Here is a 19,123-nt window from a genome sequence, read left to right on the forward strand (position 1 = left end):
GCCCGGGCCAACGCAGCGCGCTGGCGGGTCATCCACGACTGGGCCGAGGGACGTAACGCTCAATTTCGAGTGACACGCGACGGTCAGGGCTTCATGGTCGAGCAGCCCAAGGCGCTGCCGGGGCCGCTGCGGATTGAGTGGGGCGCCTCGCAGCGCAGCTACATCACCGGGCACGAGCTGCGCATGCGCTGCGAAATGAAGCTGCAGGGCGACCTGCAGCTGCTGGTGCTCGGCCGCGACCTGATGGAGACGCTGGAGAAGGCGGTCTTCGAGGCCTACACCGACACCCTGAAGACCCGCGTCGACACCGACACGCCCGAAGAGATGCGCTGGCTCGTGATGTTCCCGAAGCTGACGCAGTTCTCCTCCAAGCTCGTGCGCCAGCGCTTCGGCGTGCTGGGCGTGACCAAGGACCTGGCCGATGCCTGGCTCGAAGGCGAGCTGAGCGAGCTGCTCGCCCAGTCCTCGCAGGACGTGCTGCCCGAGGGCCAGCCCGTCGTGCTGATGACGATGCGCGGCAACGTGTACCTGCGCACCGCAATGCCGGTGCCGGACATGGCCAAGATCCAGTCGCTGGTGCGACTGCTGGAGTGCGCCTGCCGGGAGGCCCAGCGCGTCAACGCGAAGCTGTCCGAAGGCAGCCCCTGGCCGACGACCACTTCGGTCGCCTGGCAGAGTTCCCGCCCGGAGTGAGCTGAGCGGCCGTCAGTGGCCGCGCTGCGCGAACTGCCAGCCGAGTTCGGCCAGCGGAACGGCGGCGGCGCCTGCTTCCTTCGCCCGCTCGTTCGATGCCGTGCCGTCCTGCGCGCGCTTCGCGATGCCCTGGACGATAGCCGCCAGGCGGAACAGGTTGTAGGCCAGGTAGAAGTTCCAGTCCTTCATCACCGCGTCGACGTCGTGGCGGCCGGTGCGCTCGCAGTAGGCCCGCACATAGCTGCGTTCGTCCGGGATGCCCAGCTCGGCCAGGTCCGTGCGGCCGCCGAGGCCGCGAGCGGCGCCCGAGGCCTGGATGTGCCAGCTCATGCAGTGATAGCTGAAGTCGGCCAGCGGGTGGCCCAGCGTCGAGAGCTCCCAGTCGAGCACGGCGATCACGCGCGGCTCGGTCGGGTGGAAGACCATGTTGTCGAGCCGGAAGTCGCCGTGGACGATGGATACCTCGTCTTCGTCGCGCGCCGAGGCCGGGATGTGGGCCGGCAGCCAGGCGAGCAATTGGTCCATGGCCGGGTTCGCCACCGTGATCGAAGCCAGGTACTGCTTGCTCCAGCGGCCGATCTGGCGCTCGAAGTAGTTGCCGGGCTTGCCGTAGGCTGCCAGGCCTACCGCTGCGAAAGCCACGTTGTGAAGCGCGGCGATCACGCGGTTCATCTCCGTGTAGATCGCGCCGCGCTCGGCGGGGCTCATGCCGGGCAGCGACTGATCCCACAGCACGCGGCCTTCCATGAACTCCATCAGGTAGAAGGCGCGGCCGATCACCGATTCGTCCTCGCACAGCGCCAGCATGCGCGGCACCGGCACGTCGGTGTTGGCGAGCGCCTTCATCACCGTGTACTCGCGCTCGATCGCGTGGGCCGAGGGCAGCAGCTTCGCGACCGGACCGGGCTTGGTGCGCATCGCGTAGACGCCAGTAGGCGTGGTCAGCTTGTAGGTCGGGTTCGACTGGCCGCCCTTGAACTGCGCGATCTCCAGCGGGCCGGCGAAGCCGTCGACATGACGCGTTAGCCAGGCGGTGAGGGCTTCGGTATCCAGCGGCGTCGTGGGTGCGCGCGTTCCGGTGTAGGCGTCCATGGGTCTCCTGTTCCTTGATCTTCTTGGTGTTTTCAGCGGCCTGCGATCGCGAGCAGCTTGTCCTTGCTCAGCACGACGAGCCGCGTCGGCTCCACGCGCACCGCACCGTCGCGCTCGAAGCCCTTGAGCTCCTGGTTGACGCGCTGGCGCGAGGCGCCGAGCAGCTGCGCGATGTCTTCCTGCGCGAGCTGTAGGCTGATGCGGATCTCCTCGCCCTGTGGCACGCCGTAAGAGCGAGCCAGCAGCAGCAACTGCTTGGCCAGGCGCGCGGCCAGCGGTCGTGTGTTGAGGTCTTCGATCTGGTCGAACATCAGGCGCAGGCGCCGGCAGTTCAGGCGCAGCAGCGCGTCGTACAGCTCGACGTGGCGAGACAGCAGGTCCTTGAAGTCGGCCTTGCGCACGACCAGCAAGGTCGTTTCGCCGTGGGCGTTGGCATCGTGGGTTCGCGGCATGCCGTCGAACAGCGCGATGTCGCCGAACCAGGTGCCGGGCTCGACGTAGGTCAGCGAGATCTGCTTGCCGGAGAGCGAGACCGAGCTGACCCGCACCGCGCCCTTGGCCACGCCGATCCATTCCTCGGCCGGCTGGCCGCGGTGGCCCATCAGCGTGCCGTCGGCGACGCGGCGTACGAAGGCGCGCGAGAGGATGTCGCTGCGCAGGGCGGGCGAGAGGCGCGAGAACCAGGGGCCGGATTCGATGTTGGCGCGTTCAGCAGTGTTGAGATCCGTGCTATTCATGCTTTGTCGCTGACGTGACAGCAGGGCGATGCTGTGATTGCCTATTGTCCACGAGCCGCATCTACGCCAAAACGAGCGCCAAGACGAGCGCCCAGACAACAAGGAGACGAGGAAACCATGAGCACCGCATCGCATCAACTGCCGGCGATCCCGAGCCGCCGCAACGAGGTCAGCGCCGAGGAATGGGCGCTGCGCGTGGACCTGGCCGCGGCCTACCGCCTGGTGGCCTTGTTCGGCTGGGACGACCTGGTCTTCACGCACATCAGCGCGCGGCTGCCGGGCCGCCACGACGAGTTCCTGATCAACCCCTACGGGCTGATGTTCGAGGAGATCACCGCGTCCAGCCTGGTGCGCGTGGACATGAACGGCAACAAGCTCGACGAATCGCCGTTCCCGGTCAATCCGGCCGGCTTCACGATCCACAGCGCGGTGCACGCGGCGCGCGAGGACGCCGGCTGCGTGCTGCACACGCACACGCTCAACGGTGTGGCCGTCAGCGCCCAGCAGGGCGGCGTGCTGCCGATCTCGCAGCAGTCGATCTTCGTGCTGTCGGGCTTGGGCTATCACGACTACGAGGGCGTGGCGCTGCGCGACGAGGAGAAGCCCCGGCTCGTCGCCGACCTGGGCCCGACCAACGGCTTCCTGATGCTGCGCAACCACGGCCTGCTGACGGTGGGCCGCGGCGTGCCCGAGGCCTTCCTGCAGATGTACCTGTTCGAGACCGTCTGCAATATCCAGATTCGGGCCCAGGCCGGCGGCGGTGAACTGGTGCCGGTGAACCCGGCCATCATCGCCGGCGCGAAGCAGCAGCAGGCGCAGGTCACCAAGGGCATGGGCGCCGGTCTCACCTGGCCGGGCTTGCTGCGGCGCCTGGATCGCCGCTCACCCGGCTACGACACCTGACGGATCGCCTGACCCCTGAAGTCCGGGTGCGACCCGGGAATCGGCGGTGGATGCCCATGCTAGAGTGCCGCGAAACCAACAAATGCGGCATGGACCGAGACAGCGTACTGCCTCCTAACGTCTTGCGCCCACTGACAGGGAGGGCGCCACTGCCCTGGGTCACCATGGCCCTGGTCGCGTGCGCGGCTGTCCTGCCCGGCACCGCGCGGGCCCTCGGGGTCTCCAACCCGCTGACGCACTCCTCGCTGGGCCAGCCGCTGAACCTGCTGTTCCCGCTGCGCCTGAACCCCGATGAAAACCTGAGCCGCGATTGCGTGCGCGCCGAGGTGATGGCCGGCGAGGCGCGGCTGCCGCAGGGACTGGTGCAGTTCCGCCTGGAGAGCGATGGCGCCGGCCACGTGCGCGGCGTGCGCCTGCTCAGCTCGGTGCAGGTCGATGAGCCCATCGTCACCGTCAACCTGAGCCTGGGCTGCCCGGCCCAGCTGACGCGGCAATTCACCGCCTTCGTCGATCCGCCGGATGCGCGGCCCACAGTCGCGGCTCCGCTGGCCGCCGAGGTGACGCCCGTGGCGGAGGGCGCGGTACCCGCGCCTGCGCCAGCCATGGAGGTGAAGCCTGCCGCGACCGCGCGCCTGGTCGCCCAGGCGCCAGCATCGCCGCCGAAGCCGCGGCCCAAGCCGCGGCCGAAACCTGTGGTTCCCGCTCCGGCAGCCTCGGCTGCCAGTGCAGCAATGGCAGAAGCGCCAGCGCCGAAGCCGGTCGCCGCTGCGCCGGTCTCGCGGCTGCGGATGGATCCGCTCGACGTGCCTGCCGAGACCGCCGCAGCAGCGGCTGCCTCGGCTCCGGTGCCGCCGCCCGTCAGCGTCAACGACGAGACCCTGGCCCGCCTGCAGCAGCTCGAGGACAAGCTGGATCAGGTGCACAAGGAGAACGTCGCCGCCGAGGATCAGTTCAAGCTGCTGCGCGCGCAGCTCGAGGAGGCGCGCGAGCAGCGCTATCGCAATGTGCTGGTCTACGGCCTCGGCGTGTTCCTGGCGGCGCTGGCGCTGATCTGCGCCTACCTGTGGACTAGCCTGCGTCGTGAACGCGAGCAGCGCGAGCGCGATTGGCGCAGCGAGGCCGACCGGATGCAACGTGAGCGCGATGCGTCGCCGGCGCCGGCGGCCCCCGCCGTGCACGCCGCAGCGGCACCCGCGAGACCGCATGCGCCGCCGCCATCGCCCTTGCCGCCGTTCTCGCCGCCCTACCAGCCCGCGAACGTGCCGCGCAGCGTGGCGCACGACAGCCGCACGCTGCCAGCCGTCGCGCGGCCGGCGCTGGATTCGATCCTGCAGGACGAGGGCGATCCGCAGACCACGATGGCCAGCGCCTTCGTTGATGCGCAGCAGAGCGGGCCGTGGCCGGCACCCGTGGCTGGCAGCGAGCGCGAGATGCAGCCGACCGCGCCGCTGCCGCTGATGCAGGAAGCCATCCAGCTGGCGCCGATGGAACCAAAGGCCCGCCACGCCGCCAACTCGGTGGTGCTGGACGACGAGAACCACGAGGTCAGCGTCGAGGAGCTGATCGATCTGGAGCAGCAGGTCGACTTCTTCGAGGTGCTGGGCCAGGACGAGGCCGCGATCGACCTGCTGAAGCTGCGTATTGCCACCGGCCAGGAAAGTGCGCTGCCCTACCTGAAGCTGATGGAGATCTACCAGCGTCGCGGCGACGAGGCGGCCTTCAATTCACTGCACGGTGACTTCGCGCGCAACTTCAAGGCCGTGCCGCCGAGCTGGGGCGCCAAGCTCAACGAAGGCCGGGGGCTGGAGTCCTACCCGCGCGTGCTGGACATCGTGCAGCAGTACTGGAGCGACGCTGGTGCGAGCATGGCGCTGCTGCAGAACCTGCTGTCGCACGGCGGCGAGGACGCGCAGGGCTTCGACCTGCCGGCCTACCGCGATCTGCTGATGCTCTATGGCCTGGCGCGCGATCAGTCCGAGCGCGAGGTGCGCGGCGAGCCGATCGATCTGTTTCTGCCGCTGGATGCCGGCGCGCCGTCCGTCGGGACCTCGATGATGGCGACGCAGCCGATCGAACCATCCGCCGAGACCATCCACCTGGACCTGTCGCTGGACATCGATCTGGACGACCCCGCGGCCGCCCGGAACCCGCGCTAGAGACTGCGCAGCTTCTCCAGCGCGCGCTCCAGCGTCGCGTCCTGCTTGGCAAAGCAGAAGCGGATGATGGTCTGTGTGCTGCCACTCGCGTAGAAGGTCGACATCGGGATCGCGGCCACGCCGATCTCGGTCGTCAGCCACTCGCAGACTGCCGTGTCGCCCATGCCGACCAGCGCCGGCACGCCGGCGTAGTCCACGCACTGGAAGTAACTGCCCTCGCTGGGCAGCAGGCGCAGCGGCGTGCCGGCCAGGCCGGCGCGGAACAGGTCGCGCTTGCGCTGGTAGAAGGCGGGCAGGTCCAGGTAGGGACGCGGGTTCTGCAGATAGGCGGCGAGGCCCAACTGCATCGGCGTGTTGACGGTGAACACGTTGAACTGGTGGACCTTGCGGAACTCGGCCATCAGCGGCGCCGGCGCGACGACGTAGCCGACCTTCCAGCCGGTCACGTGGAAGGTCTTGCCGAAGCTGGAGATGATGAAGCTGCGCTCGGCCAGCGTCGGGAAGCGCGCCACGCTCTGGTGCGGCGCACCGTCGAACACCATGTGTTCGTAGACCTCGTCGCTGACGACCAGCACGTCGGTGCCGTCGAGCAGGTCGGCCAGGCGCTGCATCTCGGCCGCGCTCCAGACGGTGGCGCTCGGGTTGTGCGGCGTGTTGATGATGATCGCGCGGGTGCGCGGCGACAGCGCGGCGGCGATCTTGTCGAAGTCGGGCCGAAAGCTGCCCGGCGTCAGCGGCACGCGCACGGTGACGCCGCCGCACAGGTCGATGTTCGGCCCGTAGCTGTCGTAGCAAGGCTCCAGCACGATCACCTCGTCGCCCGGGTGCACGATGGCCAGTAGCGCGGTGAAGATGCCTTGCGTGGCGCCGGCGGTGATCGTGACCTCGCTGACGGGGTCGTAGCTGCGGCCGTGCAGGGCGGCGATCTTCGCCACGACCGCCTCGCGCAGTGCCGGCGTGCCGGTCATCGGCGGGTACTGGTTGTGGCCGGCCCGCATGGCGGCGTTGACGGCGTCCAGCAGCGCCGGATCGCAGTCGAAGTCGGGGAAGCCCTGGCCCAGGTTGACCGCGCCGTGCTTCTGCGCCAGCGCGGACATCGTCGTGAAGATGGTGGTACCGACCTGGGGCAGGCGGCTCTGGATCTGCGGTGTGCTCATAGGCCGAAATCGGTGGCTTCGCCGCTCATCGCGCGTTCCAGCAGATGCCGGTTCAGGCGCTCGGAGAGCAGCTCGGCGAAGGTGTAGACGTAGTTGCGGAGATAGGCGCCGCGCTTGAACGCGACGCGGGCGAGGTTCTGGCCGAACAGGTGGCCCAGCGGCCGGGACACCAGTTCGCCGCCGGGCGGGTCGTCGCGCACCGCCATCTCGGCCACGATGCCCAGGCCCATGCCGAGTTTCACGTAGGTCTTGATGACGTCAGAGTCGATCGCCTCCAGCACGATGTTGGGCTGCAGGTGGCGCTGCTCGAAGGCGCGGTCGATGCGTGTGCGGCCGGTGAAGCTCGGGTGGTAGGTGACCAGCGGCTCGGCGGCGATCTGCTCCAGGCTGGGGCGCTCCACCTGCGCCAGCGGGTGGTCGGCCGGCACGACCAGCGCGTGCTGCCACTCGTAGCAGGGCAGGCTCACGAGCTCGTCGAGATCGGCCAGCGATTCGGTGGCGATGCCGATGTCGGCGCTGTCGTCCATCAGCATGCGCACGACCTGGTCCGGGTTGCCCTGGTGCAGGCTGACGCGCAGCTGCGGCAGCTGGCGGCGCAACTGCGCGACCGGGCCGGGCAGCACGTAGCGGGCCTGCGTGTGGGTGGTGGCGATCGACAGGGTGCCGCTGTCCTGTTTCGAGTACTCCTCGCCGATGCGCTTCAGGTTGCTGACCTCGCGCATGATGATCTCGATCGAGGCCAGCACCTGCTGGCCCGGCTCGGTGATGCGGCGCAGGCGCTTGCCGTGGCGCGAGAAGATATCCACGCCAAGCTCTTCCTCCAGCTCCAGGATGGCCTTGGACACGCCGGGCTGCGAGGTGAACAGCGCCTTCGCCGTCTCGGTGAGGTTGAGGTTGCGGCGGGCCGCCTCCTGGACGAAACGGAACTGGTGGAGGTTCATTGTTGTTCTTCCGATCCCAGGAGGCCGAGGGTGGTGTCGCACAGCGCCTGCATCACGCGGTCCTGGTCGCCCAGCGGCGGGTGCAGGATCCATTCGACGGCCGTACCGTGCCGTTCGCGCAGGCGTTCGATCAGCGGCGGGATGTCGCGGCGCACATGACCGCCCGCGCCGAGGAACATCGGCACGACGTGGATGCGGCTGCAGCCCTGGCGAACCAGTTGATCGGCGGCGTCCTCGATGGCGGGCTGCATGAATTCGAGGTAGGCCAGCACCCGTGGCATCGCCGGCCGCCCTGCCGCAATGCGCCGGGCCACCTCCTCGAAGGGCCGGGCCCAGAGCGGGTCGCGCGCACCGTGGGCAAACAGCAGCAGGCCGTCCTTCGCCATTGCCGTCACCATCAGCGGTAGCGGACCAGCCAGCCGAAGGCGCCCAGCGAGAGCGCCAGATAGGCCAGGCTCGGCGCCGCGGCAACGGTCCAGGGCGTCCAGTCCTTCAGCAGGCCCAGGTGCTCGGCCACGTTGTTCAGCAGCACGAAGCTGATGCCCAGCATGATGCCGCCGAAGACCTTCAGGCTGATGCCGCCGGCGCGGCCGTGCAGGTAGGCGAAGGGCAGGGCCAGGGCGACCATCACGAAGCAGGCGAAGGGGTAGAAGGCCTTGTGCCAGAACTGGATGTTGTGTGCCTGCGCGGACTGCTCCTGGGCCGATAGATGCTGGGTGTAGCGGTACAGCTCGATCGTCGACATCGAGGTGGCCGGCAGCACCGCCGCGGCGATCACGCCAGCGTGCAGGGAGCTCTGCCAGTCCCAGTGGTCCTCGTGCGTCTCGCGGACCAGCGGCGTGCGGTTGGCGCCGGTGCCGCCGAGCCAGTCGGTCCGGTCGACGTCGATCAGGCGCCACAGGCCCTTCGCGTCGACGTTGGCGGTCTTGGCCTGGATGCGCGCGACGAGGCCGCCGTGCGTATCGAATTCGTAGATGCGGATGTCCTGCAACTGGCCGGACGAGCTGGCGCGTCCGACGTTGACCGAGAAGCTGCGCTCCTGGCCGTCGACGACTTGGCGGTCCTTCAGCCAGGCGCCGCGGGGGCTCGGTGCCTTGTCGCCGACGAAGCGGGCGCGCATGACGTCGCCCTGGCGCTCGAAGTAGGGCGCGGCCCAGTCGCCGGTGACGAAGGTCAGCGCCGCGAACACGAAGGCCAGGCTGGCGAGCAGGCCCAGCGCGCGGCCGGGGCCGAGACCGCCGGTGCGCAGGATGGTGAACTCGCTCGATTGCGCCAGCCGCGCCAGCGAGAAGATCGTGCCGATCAGCACTGCGATCGGGAACAGCTCGTAGAAGTGCCCGGGCGTCTCCATCAGCGAGAGCAGGGCCGCCTTGCCGGCACCGACGCCGGCGCGGCTCATGCGTTCGATCTCGTCCACGAAGTCGAAGAAGAAGAACAGCGCCAGGAAGGCCAGTGCGACGAGCACGACGGAGCCGACGATGTCGCGATACAGCAGGCGGCGGACGGTCCTCATGCGCTCACCGCCGCGGTCTTCTTGTGGATGCGGCGCGTGAGGCCGATCCGGTTGCCCTGGTCACGCAGCCACATCAGCAGCATGGCCAGCGCGAGTGCGCCGCCATGCACGCCGACCAGCGCCCCGGCGATGCTCGTGCGGCCGCTGCTGACCCAGGTCTGGCTCAGGTTGATGGCGTTGAAATAGACGACGAAGCCCAGCAGCGCGAACAGCAGATTCCAGTTGTTCGCGCGGCGCGGGTTGTTGGCCGCCATGCCGATGCCCAGCAGCACCACGTTCACGCAGGCGAGGATCCAGCCGAAGCGCCAGGTCAGTTCGCCGTCGTTGCGCGGCGAGCGCGTGTGCAGCAGGGTCAGCGTGTCGGTGGCCTTGGGCGGCAGCGCATCGGCGCTGCGCATCACCTGGCTGTCGGCCAGCACCTTGTATTGCTCGAAGCGGGCCACGGTCTTGTCGTCGGTCTTCAGGTTGGTCTCGTTCTGCTGGCCGCGCTCGAGCACGAGGAAACGGTCATCACCGGCCTGCTCGATGTGGCCGCGGGAGGAGGTGGTCACCGCCTCGCGCTGCGGCAGCTGGGTGAGGATGAAGACGTTGCGGCCGGTGTTGCCGTCCTCGCTGTCACGCTCGATGAAGAACACGCGCGAGCCGTCGCGCGAACTCTGGAACTGGCCGGGCGCGACGCGCGAGAGGTCGCCGCGCTTCTGGTAGTGGTCGCGCAGCTGGGCGCTGTTCTGGTTGCCCCAGGGCCAGACGATCATCTCCAGCACGACGATCACGCCCATCACCGGCCAGGCCATGCGCAGCACCGGCTTGATGAAGCGCGTCAGCGGAATGCCGCTGGCGAACCAGATCGCCATCTCGGATTCGCGGTACATGCGGCCGAGCGTGAAGACGACGGCGATGAACAGCGACAAGGTCAGCATCGTCGACAGGTGCGACAGCGCCGCGTAGCCCATCAGCAGCATCACGTCCTGCGGCGCCACATTGCCGCCGGCGGCCTGGCCCAGCGTCTTGATCAGCATGGACGTCAGGACGATGGTGAAGATGACCACGAGGGTCACGCCGAAGCTCTGGGCCAGCTCTTTGCGTACGGTGGAATCGAATAACATCCTGGCACTTTATCTATTGCCTCTCATTATGGACTTCCGTACTCAAGCCGCGTCCGTCGACGCGCTGGCCGGCGTTGCCGCCGATGCGCTGATCGTCGTGGTTGCCGGCGATGCCTTGCCCAAGAATTTCGATAAAAGCCTGGGCGCTCTGGCCGCCGACGCGGTCAAGCTGGGCGACTTCGAATTCAAGGCCGGCAAGACGCTGAGCCTGCTGCGCCCGGCCGGCGTGAAGGCGCCGCGCGTGGTGTTCGCGGCTTCGGGCAAGTCCACGTTGAAGGCGGCGCGCAGCACCTTCCAGGCCTCGCTGGGCCTGCTCAAGGGCCGCGGCGCGGCCCATGCCGCCGTGGCTTTCGTCGGTTTCGACGCGCCGACGGAAAGCTTGGCCGAGCAGTTCGTGCTCGCCGCTCAGGACGCGGGTTATGTCTATCGCCACACGAAGCCCAGCGCGCCGGCCGCCGGCAAGCTGGGCAAGTTCACCCTGCTGACCGCCGATGCGGAAGCCACGAAGGCCGCCAAGGCGGGCCTGGCGCGCGGCGAGGCAATCGGCGCCGGCATCGAGCTGGCACGCGAACTGGCCAACCGCCCGGGCAACCATGCGACGCCGACCTTCCTCGGTCAGCAGGCCCAGGCTCTGGGCAAGAGCCACGGCCTGAAGGTCGAGGTGCTGGACAAGAAGGCCGTCGAGAAGCTGGGCATGGGCTCCTTCCTGTCGGTGGCCCAGGGCTCGGACGAGCCGCTGCGCTTCATCGTCATCCGCTACGACGGCGCAGTGAAGACGCAGGCGCCGGTCGTGCTGGTCGGCAAGGGCATCACCTTCGACTCCGGCGGCATCTCGCTGAAGCCGGGCGCCGGCATGGACGAGATGAAGTTCGACATGGGCGGCGCGGCCAGCGTGATCGGCGCGATGCGCGCGATCGCCGAGCTGAAGCCGAAGATCAACGTCGTGATGCTGGTCGCCGCCTGCGAGAACATGCCCAGCGGCCATGCGGTCAAGCCGGGCGACGTGGTCACCTCGATGTCGGGCCAGACGATCGAGAACCTGAATACCGACGCCGAGGGTCGCCTGATCCTGTGCGACGCGCTGACCTACGCCGAGCGCTTCAAGCCGGCCGTCGTCGTCGACGTCGCCACGTTGACCGGTGCCTGTGTGATCGCCCTGGGTGGCGTGCGCAGCGGCATGTACGCCAGCGACGACGAGCTGGCCGGCGCACTCAGCGCGGCCGGCGAGGCGGCGCTGGATCCTTGCTGGCGCATGCCGCTGGACGAGGAGTACGAGGAAGGCCTGAAGAGCAATTTCGCCGACGTGGCGAACGTGGCCGGCCGCGAGGGCGGCTCGGTCACCGCAGCGAAGTTCCTGCAGCGCTTCGCGAGCAAGTACCGCTGGGGCCACCTGGACATCGCCGGTACCGCCTGGAAGGGCGGCGCCGCCAAGGGTGCCACCGGCCGACCGGTGGGCCTGCTGACGCACTTCGTGCTGTCGCAAGTGAAGGGCGGCGCTCGCTGAGCCCATCGATGAGCCAGATCAGCTTCTACACGGGCGTGCCCGAGAGGCTGGGCTATCTGTGCCGACTGCTGCGCAAGGCGCAGCAGTCGGGCGCGCGCATCGGCGTCTGCGGCCCGGCGAACCTGCTGATGCGGCTGGATGCCACGCTGTGGACCTTCGATCCGCTCGAGTTCGTGCCGCATCTGCGCGTTTCGTCCGGGGCGACGTTGCCGCCACGGCTGACCGACACGCCGATCCTGCTGGTCGAGCGGCCTGACCAGTTGCCGCACCGCGAGGTGCTGCTGAACGTGGGCGCGGAGATTCCCGAGGGCTTCGATCAGTTCCAGCGCGTGCTCGAGGTGGTGTCCCAGGACCCGCCGCAGGTGCAGGCCGGGCGCGAGCGCTTCCGCCGTTATCAGCAATTGGGGCACGAGGTCGTGCACCACATCGCGACAGCTTGAATCCCGGGCTGTCAACGCCTTGGTGCAGGCCGCGTTGAAGCGGTGCCCGGTCGGACTTTCTGGCGTCACCCGAGCGTTGTATTTAGACGCTTTCCCCATTCAGGCGGCGTGCGATTTCGGTTAATGTCTGCCGGTTGATTTTCAACACAAAAGATCCTGTTGATCCTGTTGATCCTGTTCTTCCTACCCCGGAGGTGTTTCATGCAAGTCAAGTTGAATGTTGTCGTTGCCGCAGCCGCGGCACTGCTTAGCGGTGCGGCCATGGCGCAGGACCTGGTCGTCAAGATCGGTCACGTCGGTCCGACCAGCGGAGCGATCGCGCACCTGGGCAAGGACAACGAACTCGGTGCCCGCATGGCCATCGATGACTTGAATGCCAAGGGCGTGACGATCGGCGGCAAGAAGGCCAAGTTCGAACTGCTGGCCGAAGACGATGCCGGCGATCCGAAGCAAGGCACGGCCGCAGCGCAGAAGCTGGTGGACTCGAAGGTGAACGGCGTTGTCGGCCACCTGAACTCGGGCACCTCGATTCCCGCCTCGAAGATCTACTCCGACGCTGGCATTCCGCAGATCTCGCCGTCCGCCACGGCCACGCAGTACACGCGCAGCGGCTACAAGACGGCGTTCCGCGTCGTTGCTGACGACGGCCACCTGGGCGGCACGCTGGGCCGCTATGCGGTCAAGGAACTGAAGGGCCAGTCGATCGCCGTGATCGACGACAAGACTGCCTACGGCGCCGGCGTGGCCGACGAATTCGTCAAGGGCGTGAAGGCTGCGGGCGGCAAGACCGTCGGCCGCGAGTCCACCACCGACAAGTCGACGGACTTCACCGCCATCCTAACCACCCTGAAGGGCAAGAAGCCCGATGTGATCTTCTTCGGCGGCATGGATGCCGTGGCCGGCCCGATGCTGCGTCAGATGAAGCAGCTGGGCATCACCGCCAAGTTCATGGGCGGCGACGGCATCTGCACGGCCAAGCTGCCTGAACTGGCTGCCGGCACGATGGCCGACGACCAAGTCATCTGCGCGGAAGCCGGTGGCGTGGAAGGTGAGTCGAAGAAATCCCTGGACGCCTTCAAGGCCAAGTTCAAGGAGAAGTACAAGGTCGACGTGCAGATCTACGCACCGTACGTGTATGACGCCGTGAACGTGCTGGTCAATGCGATGGTCAAGGCCGGTTCCTCCGACCCGGCGAAGTACCTGCCGGTGCTGGCCAAGACCGAAGGCTACAAGGGCGTGACCGGCACGATCTCCTTCGACAACAAGGGCGACCTGAAGAATGGCGCGCTGACGATGTACACCTATAAGGGTGGCGCACGCTCCGAAATGGGCGTCGTGCACTGAGCGAGAAAAACTCCACGAAAACGCCTGCTTCGTGCAGGCGTTTTTTTATGCTCGCTTGATATCAATACTTCGTTGTATCGGGGCCGAGAAAACTGCGCGTCCGGGTTTCATCGATTCAACTGATGATCTGTCGCGTGGAAAAGGCACGAATACCGGCAGCAGGCTCTTTAGCCTGTCACGGAACTGCGCTCTACTGCGCTCCGTTGCGGTTTTGAAGACGACGTCGTAGCCCAGGTTTCGTTTGTTTCAACCTGGGGTTCCCCCTGCAAACGGGGGGCTCTCAAGACCCCTACTGCGAAGGCATCATCGGTCCGCGATTCGGGGGAAGTCTCCGCGTGAGATCGGCTGAGGTGCCGGAAACGGAGCAGGCGTCTGGCCCACCAGCCGGTGACCTGCAAAAAAGCGAGAGGCCGAGCGCCTCAATGCCTTCAAAGGCGCTACTCAGCAGAAGAGCAGTTGTGCGATCGGGGGAAGCATGATCCGGATATTCAATCACTATCTACACAGGCAAACTTTGCTGCAGGTGTTCTTCGATCTCGGCTTGATCGTGTTCGTAGTGCTTGCGGTTGTGCTCAGCCAAGGCGAAGCCGCCCAAACCGTGATTCCGTTTGCCGCGTCGCACGGGCTCTCGCTGGCGGGCTGCATATTCGTCATCAATTCCGCTACGGGTTTTTATCAGCATGTGCACAACCGCTCGATCACCGAGTCCTGCGCACGAGCTCTGTTGGGCCTGATGTTCGGCCTGCCCCTGGCCTACGCGATCTTCAGCTTGGTGCCCGCCAGCACCAGCCATCGCGAACTGATTACGTTGGCCGCGATGGCTGCGGTGGCAACGGTGATGGCGCACCGCGTCTACGCGGCGCATTCACGCACCCAATCGCGACTGCGTACACGCATCCTGATTTTCGGTTCTGGCGCAGCAGCCAAGACCGTGGGCAGCACACTGCGCGAGGCCGACCCGCATGCGCAGATCGTCGGCTACTTCGCCGGCCCGAACGAAGATGAGTCGGAAGTCGCCCAGGCCGAGATGATCGCGCCGCGCGGCACGCTGACCGAGACCGCCCGCTACCTGGGTGTGGACGAGATCGTCGTGGCGCTGTCCGAGCGACGCGGTGGCAGCATGCCGCTGCGTCAACTGCTGGACTGCAAGCTGTACGGCATCCGCGTGGTGGACATCGCTACCTACTTCGAGAAGACGCTTGCACAGATCAAGATCAGCCATGTGAACGCCGGCTGGCTTATCTTCGGCGACGGATTCAACCAGGGTGCGCTGCGCACGATCGTCAAGCGCGTCTTCGACATCATCTTCTCGGCCGCAATCCTTCTGCTGACGCTGCCCGTGATGGCGGTGACGGCGGTGTTGATCAAGCTGGAGTCCTCGGGCTCGGTGCTCTATCGGCAGGAGCGTGTCGGCCTGAACGGCGCGATCTTCAAGGTGATCAAGTTCCGCAGCATGCGCTCCGACGCCGAGAAGGACGGCAAGCCGCGCTGGGCGACGCTGAACGATGATCGTGTGACTCGCATCGGCAAGTTCATTCGCAAGGTCCGTATCGATGAGCTGCCGCAGCTGTTCAACGTGCTGCGCGGAGAGATGAGCCTGGTCGGCCCGCGGCCCGAACGCCAGTTCTTCGTCGATGACCTCATCAACAAGATTCCGTACTACGCCGTACGCCACAGCGTGAAGCCGGGGGTCACCGGCTGGGCGCAGGTGCGTTACGAGTACGGCTCGACGGTCGAGGATTCGATCGAGAAGCTCCAGTACGACCTGTACTACGTCAAGAACCACACGCTGTTCCTGGATCTGTTGATCATGCTGGAAACGGTGGCTGTGGTGCTGACCGGCAAAGGCGCCCGCTGAGCAAGCGAAACGCGACGGACGTATCGAACGTTCGTCGCCAGCCCTGATCTAGATAGCCGAGTTGGCTTGCCGATCGATGCGGAGTTTGGCTGCGCACACCTCTCCGCGTTAGTGTCAATTTCCGGCACCGCGGACAGGTGCTGAAATGCCCCATGCTCAACGGCGTCCCGGATCCCTACTTCGTCGGTAACCTGCTGGCCCTGCTGGCGTACGCAGGATTTGCGCTGTACTTTGTACAGACCTTGTTCCGCAGTGGCGTACCGACCAGCGGTGTCACCTACGTTTTCCTTGCAGCCGTGCTGTGCAGCACGCTGTGGGCCGGCCTTTTCCTCGCCGTCGATCTGCTGCGCTGGACGCAGTGGATCGAGACTTGGGCGCTTCCGCTGGCCGACCTGCTGCGTTACGCATTTTGGTTCTGGTTCGTGCTACTCCTGTTGCGACCGAGGCGATCTGGCGATGCGGGCCGGGAATACCGGCTCTTCGTCTATCTTGCGACCGCGGCGATCGCCGCAGGCGTGCTGCTGTATCTCGCCCGGATCGCGCATGCCGACTGGGCACAGCTCTCGGGCCGCATGGCGGCATTTGCCGCATTGGCCCAGGCCGTGATGGGGCTCGTGCTAGTTGAGCAGTTGCTCCGCAATACGTCCGCCGACATGCGATGGAATGCCAAGCCGGTGTGCCTTGGCCTCGGCGCGATCTTCCTGTTCGACGTCTTCGTGTTCTCTCAGGCGGCACTGTTCCAGACCTATGACGGCGACGCCTTGAGCATTCGTGCGGCCGCGCACAGCATGGCGGTGCCGCTGCTGTATCTGGCTTCGCGGCGGCAGACGAACTGGATGGGCAAGCTGCATGTCTCGCGTGCGGCGGTATTCCATTCGGCCAGTCTGCTGCTGGTGGGCGCCTATCTGCTGCTGATCTCGGGTGTCGGCTACTACGTGCGCTATACCGGTGGTGAGTGGGGCAGGGCGTTGCAACTGGTGTTGAGCTTCCTGGCGCTGATTGCGTTGGTTGTCCTGATGCTTTCGGGCTCGGTGCGCGCGCGGCTGCGCGTCTACATTAGCAAGAATTTCTTCAGCTACCGCTACGACTACCGGGAGGAGTGGCTGCGCTTCACCGCGATCCTTTCGTCCAGCGGATCGCCGCAGGAAACCGGTGGCATGGTCGTGCGCGCGATGGCCAATCTGGTGGAGAGCCCGTCGGGCGCCCTCTGGCTGCGTAACGGTACCGGCGAAGACTTCATCCAGGTCGCGCGCTGGAACCTGCCGGAGATCCGCGAGCGGGAGGGCGCGGAATCCAGCTTCGTCAGCTTCCTGCAGGAGAAGGGCTGGATCGTCGACGTCGACCAGTTGCGTCGTGGCCATGCGGACTACGTCAGCTTGTCCCCGGCATCCTGGCTCATCTCGGATGCGCGCTACTGGATCGCGATCCCGCTACTTGCGCGACAAGAGCTGATCGGCTTCGTTGTCCTCGGCCGTCCACGCGCGGCGATCGAGCTCAACTGGGAGGTGCGCGATCTGCTGAAGACTGCGGCCAGCCAGGCCTCCAGCTACCTGGCCCAGATGCAGGCCGCCGAGGCCTTGCTGGAATCTAAGAAGTTCGACGCCTTCAACCGCATGTCCGCCTTCGTCGTGCATGACCTGAAGAACATCGTGACGCAGTTGTCGCTGATGATGAAGAACGCCAAGCGCCTGCGAGACAACCCCGAATTCCAGCAGGATATGCTGGACACGGTCGAGAACTCTCTGGAGAAGATGCGTCAGCTGATGCTCCAGTTGCGCGAAGGGGAGAAGCCGCACCATGGTGCCAGCAGTGGCGTCGACCTCGAGCAGATCGCCCGGCGCTTGGCGGTGTCGGCGCGCAGCAAGGGGCGCGAGCTGGAACTGCAGTTGCGTGCGCCGGTCAGCACGCGAGGGCACGACGAGCGCGTCGAGCGCGTGATCGGTCACGTGGTGCAGAACGCCTTCGATGCTTCGCCGCCGGAGGGCAAGGTCAGCCTGCTGCTCGACAAAGCCGGCAGCCAAGCGCTCGTGCAGATTGCGGATCAGGGATGTGGGATGAGCGAGGAGTTCATACAGAATCGCCTCTTCAAGCCCTTCCAGACCACGAAGGCCAATGGCATGGGCATTGGCGCGTACGAGAGTTTTCAATACCTGCAAGAACTGGGAGGAAAGATTTCCGTGGACAGCAAGCTCAACCAGGGCACGACGGTGACGATCCTGTTGCCGCTGTTTCACCACGTCGCAGCCGGTGCGGACATGTCGATGCTAGGGGCCAAATGAGCAATGCCGAACGCCAGCAACAGCAGCAGCCGCTGCTGATCGTCGAGGACGACCTGTCGCTGCAAAAACAGCTGAAGTGGTCGCTGGACCGCTTCGAATCGGTTGTCGCGGACGATGTCGCCAGTGCGGTGCTCCAGTTCCGCCGCCACAGCCCCGCTGTGGTGACGATGGACCTGGGCCTTCCGCCCGATGCCGATTCCGTCTCCGAGGGCTTCAAGTGCCTGGAGAAGCTGCTGGAGCTGGACCGCAACGCCAAGGTCATCGTCCTCACGGGTCAGAACGACCAGGACAACGCGCTACGCGCCATCCGCATGGGTGCCTACGACTTCCTTGCCAAGCCGGTCGATCCTGACGTGCTCGCGCTGACTGTCGAGCGCGCCTACCGCCTCTACGAGCTCCAGCAGGAGAACCGCCGCCTGCAGACCTTGCAGCAGACCGACGTGCTGGGCGGCCTGGTGACGCGCGACCCCGGCATGCAGCGCATCTGCCGCTCGATCGAGAAGGTGGCGCCGAGCAATGCCACGGTGCTGCTGCTCGGCGAGAGCGGCACCGGCAAGGAGCTTCTTGCCCAGGGTGTGCACGACGCCTCCAAGCGCAAGGGCCGCTTCATCGCGATCAACTGCGCGGCCATCCCCGAGACGCTGCTGGAAAGCGAGCTGTTCGGCTACGAGAAGGGCGCGTTCACCGGCGCCAGCAAGACGACGATCGGCAAGATCGAGACTGCCAATGGCGGTACCTTGATGCTCGACGAAATCGGCGACCTGCCGATGTCGCTGCAGGCCAAGCTGTTGCGCTTCCTGCAGGAGCGCACGATCGAGCGGCTGGGCGGGCGGCAGGAGATCGGGATCGACGTCCGCATCATCGGCGCGACCCACCAGGACCTGAAGCGCCACATCGCCGAGGGCCGCTTCCGCGAAGACTTGTACTACCGCCTGGCGGAGATCGTGCTGGAAATCCCACCGCTGCGCGACCGTGTCGGCGATGCCGTGCTGCTGACCCATGCTTTCCTGCGCCGCTTTGCCAGCGAGCAGCGGCGCCCCGCGATGTCGCTCGGCGAAGACGCGATCCGCGCGCTGGAGACCTACAAGTGGCCTGGCAACGTGCGTGAACTGCAGAACCTCGTCAAGCGCGCGACCATCATGGCCGACGGCTCCCGCTTAAGCGCCGATGACCTCGGCCTGGCTGCGCCGGCCGCCGAAGAGGATGCCGAACTTGCCTCGCTTGACCTGCGTGCGGTGCGCGAGAAGGCGGAGCGGCAGGCCGTCGTCGCCGCGCTGGCGCGCACCGATGGCAACGTGGCGCGTACCGCCGAGATCCTGGGCGTCAGCCGGCCTACGCTGTATGACCTGATGAGCCGCCTGCAAATTAAATAAATGACTTCCCGTTTCCCGGATGAACCG

At 66.5% G+C, this 19,123-nt stretch carries 16 protein-coding genes; 9 read left to right on the top strand and 7 right to left on the bottom strand.

The window, feature by feature from the left end:
* The first annotated feature begins 69 nt into the window (after nucleotides 1-69).
* Nucleotides 70-693, top strand: a complete 624-nt coding sequence (locus SNE35_RS22050) for a hypothetical protein (RefSeq protein ID WP_320425166.1) — start codon at nucleotides 70-72, stop codon at nucleotides 691-693.
* Between the two features lie 12 nt (nucleotides 694-705).
* On the opposite strand, the gene SNE35_RS22055 is transcribed toward SNE35_RS22050, so the two are convergent.
* Together SNE35_RS22055 and SNE35_RS22060 are read right to left on the bottom strand one after the other, a co-directional pair.
* Nucleotides 706-1,785, bottom strand: a complete 1,080-nt coding sequence (locus tag SNE35_RS22055) for a phosphotransferase (RefSeq protein ID WP_320425167.1) — start codon at nucleotides 1,783-1,785, stop codon at nucleotides 706-708.
* A gap of 32 nt (nucleotides 1,786-1,817) precedes the next feature.
* On the bottom strand, nucleotides 1,818-2,522 hold the full coding sequence (locus tag SNE35_RS22060) for a Crp/Fnr family transcriptional regulator (RefSeq protein WP_320425168.1): 705 nt from the start codon (nucleotides 2,520-2,522) through the stop codon (nucleotides 1,818-1,820).
* Nucleotides 2,523-2,639: 117 nt separating this feature from the next.
* On the opposite strand from SNE35_RS22060, the gene SNE35_RS22065 reads away from it, so the two are divergent.
* Together SNE35_RS22065 and SNE35_RS22070 are read left to right on the top strand one after the other, a co-directional pair.
* Nucleotides 2,640-3,425, top strand: coding sequence for a class II aldolase/adducin family protein (locus SNE35_RS22065; RefSeq protein ID WP_320425169.1), 786 nt, complete (start codon nucleotides 2,640-2,642; stop codon nucleotides 3,423-3,425).
* Nucleotides 3,426-3,589: 164 nt separating this feature from the next.
* Nucleotides 3,590-5,581 carry a type IV pilus assembly protein FimV gene (locus SNE35_RS22070; protein ID WP_320425170.1) on the top strand — a complete coding sequence of 664 codons (1,992 nt, stop codon included), beginning with the start codon at nucleotides 3,590-3,592 and terminating at the stop codon, nucleotides 5,579-5,581.
* Here SNE35_RS22070 and SNE35_RS22075 read toward each other — a convergent pair.
* From SNE35_RS22075 to lptF, 5 genes are read right to left on the bottom strand one after another with little or no spacing between them, the layout of a single operon-like run.
* Entirely contained in the window at nucleotides 5,578-6,738 is a 1,161-nt protein-coding gene (locus tag SNE35_RS22075; protein ID WP_320425171.1) for a pyridoxal phosphate-dependent aminotransferase, read from the bottom strand. The two genes, SNE35_RS22070 and SNE35_RS22075, sit on opposite strands and share 4 nt — an antisense overlap.
* Entirely contained in the window at nucleotides 6,735-7,679 is a 945-nt protein-coding gene (locus SNE35_RS22080; protein ID WP_320425172.1) for a CysB family HTH-type transcriptional regulator, read from the bottom strand. Before SNE35_RS22080 ends, SNE35_RS22075 begins: the two co-directional genes overlap by 4 nt.
* Nucleotides 7,676-8,065, bottom strand: coding sequence for a sirohydrochlorin chelatase (locus SNE35_RS22085; protein WP_320425173.1), 390 nt, complete (start codon nucleotides 8,063-8,065; stop codon nucleotides 7,676-7,678). The genes SNE35_RS22080 and SNE35_RS22085 overlap by 4 nt, the downstream gene beginning before the upstream one ends.
* Before the next feature lie 11 nt (nucleotides 8,066-8,076).
* Nucleotides 8,077-9,192, bottom strand: coding sequence for an LPS export ABC transporter permease LptG (gene lptG, locus SNE35_RS22090; RefSeq protein WP_320425174.1), 1,116 nt, complete (start codon nucleotides 9,190-9,192; stop codon nucleotides 8,077-8,079).
* The gene (gene lptF / locus SNE35_RS22095) at nucleotides 9,189-10,298 is read right to left on the bottom strand and encodes an LPS export ABC transporter permease LptF (RefSeq protein ID WP_320425175.1); all 1,110 of its coding nucleotides are present in this window, start codon (nucleotides 10,296-10,298) and stop codon (nucleotides 9,189-9,191) included. Before lptF ends, lptG begins: the two co-directional genes overlap by 4 nt.
* 28 nt (nucleotides 10,299-10,326) lie before the next feature.
* On the opposite strand from lptF, the gene SNE35_RS22100 reads away from it, so the two are divergent.
* The 6 genes from SNE35_RS22100 (at nucleotide 10,327) to prsR (ending at nucleotide 19,096) form a co-directional block, all read left to right on the top strand.
* Nucleotides 10,327-11,802: a leucyl aminopeptidase gene (locus SNE35_RS22100; protein ID WP_320425176.1), complete on the top strand. Its 1,476-nt coding sequence runs from the start codon at nucleotides 10,327-10,329 to the stop codon at nucleotides 11,800-11,802.
* Between the two features lie 8 nt (nucleotides 11,803-11,810).
* Entirely contained in the window at nucleotides 11,811-12,242 is a 432-nt protein-coding gene (locus tag SNE35_RS22105) for a DNA polymerase III subunit chi (RefSeq protein ID WP_320425177.1), read from the top strand.
* Between the two features lie 201 nt (nucleotides 12,243-12,443).
* Nucleotides 12,444-13,586: a branched-chain amino acid ABC transporter substrate-binding protein gene (locus SNE35_RS22110; protein WP_320425178.1), complete on the top strand. Its 1,143-nt coding sequence runs from the start codon at nucleotides 12,444-12,446 to the stop codon at nucleotides 13,584-13,586.
* A 523-nt stretch (nucleotides 13,587-14,109) separates the two neighbouring features.
* Nucleotides 14,110-15,444, top strand: a complete 1,335-nt coding sequence (locus SNE35_RS22115) for a TIGR03013 family XrtA/PEP-CTERM system glycosyltransferase (protein ID WP_320425312.1) — start codon at nucleotides 14,110-14,112, stop codon at nucleotides 15,442-15,444.
* A 152-nt stretch (nucleotides 15,445-15,596) separates the two neighbouring features.
* Nucleotides 15,597-17,723 carry an XrtA/PEP-CTERM system histidine kinase PrsK gene (gene prsK, locus SNE35_RS22120; protein WP_320425179.1) on the top strand — a complete coding sequence of 709 codons (2,127 nt, stop codon included), beginning with the start codon at nucleotides 15,597-15,599 and terminating at the stop codon, nucleotides 17,721-17,723.
* On the top strand, nucleotides 17,720-19,096 hold the full coding sequence (prsR, locus tag SNE35_RS22125) for a PEP-CTERM-box response regulator transcription factor (RefSeq protein WP_320425180.1): 1,377 nt from the start codon (nucleotides 17,720-17,722) through the stop codon (nucleotides 19,094-19,096). The genes prsK and prsR overlap by 4 nt, the downstream gene beginning before the upstream one ends.
* The last annotated feature ends 27 nt before the right edge of the window (nucleotides 19,097-19,123 follow it).

It is taken from the genome of Roseateles agri (assembly GCF_034043675.1).
Lineage (GTDB): Bacteria > Pseudomonadota > Gammaproteobacteria > Burkholderiales > Burkholderiaceae_C > KK5.

What these genes read in the sequence shown, in the direction of transcription:
- SNE35_RS22055 (WP_320425167.1), bottom strand. Translation starts at nt 1,785, where the DNA reads ATGGACGCCTACACCGGAACGCGCGCACCCACGACGCCGCTGGATACC.
- SNE35_RS22060 (WP_320425168.1), bottom strand. Translation starts at nt 2,522, where the DNA reads ATGAATAGCACGGATCTCAACACTGCTGAACGCGCCAACATCGAATCC.
- SNE35_RS22065 (WP_320425169.1), top strand. Translation starts at nt 2,640, where the DNA reads ATGAGCACCGCATCGCATCAACTGCCGGCGATCCCGAGCCGCCGCAAC.
- SNE35_RS22070 (WP_320425170.1), top strand. Translation starts at nt 3,590, where the DNA reads ATGGCCCTGGTCGCGTGCGCGGCTGTCCTGCCCGGCACCGCGCGGGCC.
- SNE35_RS22075 (WP_320425171.1), bottom strand. Translation starts at nt 6,738, where the DNA reads ATGAGCACACCGCAGATCCAGAGCCGCCTGCCCCAGGTCGGTACCACC.
- SNE35_RS22080 (WP_320425172.1), bottom strand. Translation starts at nt 7,679, where the DNA reads ATGAACCTCCACCAGTTCCGTTTCGTCCAGGAGGCGGCCCGCCGCAAC.
- SNE35_RS22085 (WP_320425173.1), bottom strand. Translation starts at nt 8,065, where the DNA reads ATGGCGAAGGACGGCCTGCTGCTGTTTGCCCACGGTGCGCGCGACCCG.
- lptG (WP_320425174.1), bottom strand. Translation starts at nt 9,192, where the DNA reads ATGAGGACCGTCCGCCGCCTGCTGTATCGCGACATCGTCGGCTCCGTC.
- lptF (WP_320425175.1), bottom strand. Translation starts at nt 10,298, where the DNA reads ATGTTATTCGATTCCACCGTACGCAAAGAGCTGGCCCAGAGCTTCGGC.
- SNE35_RS22100 (WP_320425176.1), top strand. Translation starts at nt 10,327, where the DNA reads ATGGACTTCCGTACTCAAGCCGCGTCCGTCGACGCGCTGGCCGGCGTT.
- SNE35_RS22105 (WP_320425177.1), top strand. Translation starts at nt 11,811, where the DNA reads ATGAGCCAGATCAGCTTCTACACGGGCGTGCCCGAGAGGCTGGGCTAT.
- SNE35_RS22110 (WP_320425178.1), top strand. Translation starts at nt 12,444, where the DNA reads ATGCAAGTCAAGTTGAATGTTGTCGTTGCCGCAGCCGCGGCACTGCTT.
- prsK (WP_320425179.1), top strand. Translation starts at nt 15,597, where the DNA reads ATGCTCAACGGCGTCCCGGATCCCTACTTCGTCGGTAACCTGCTGGCC.
- prsR (WP_320425180.1), top strand. Translation starts at nt 17,720, where the DNA reads ATGAGCAATGCCGAACGCCAGCAACAGCAGCAGCCGCTGCTGATCGTC.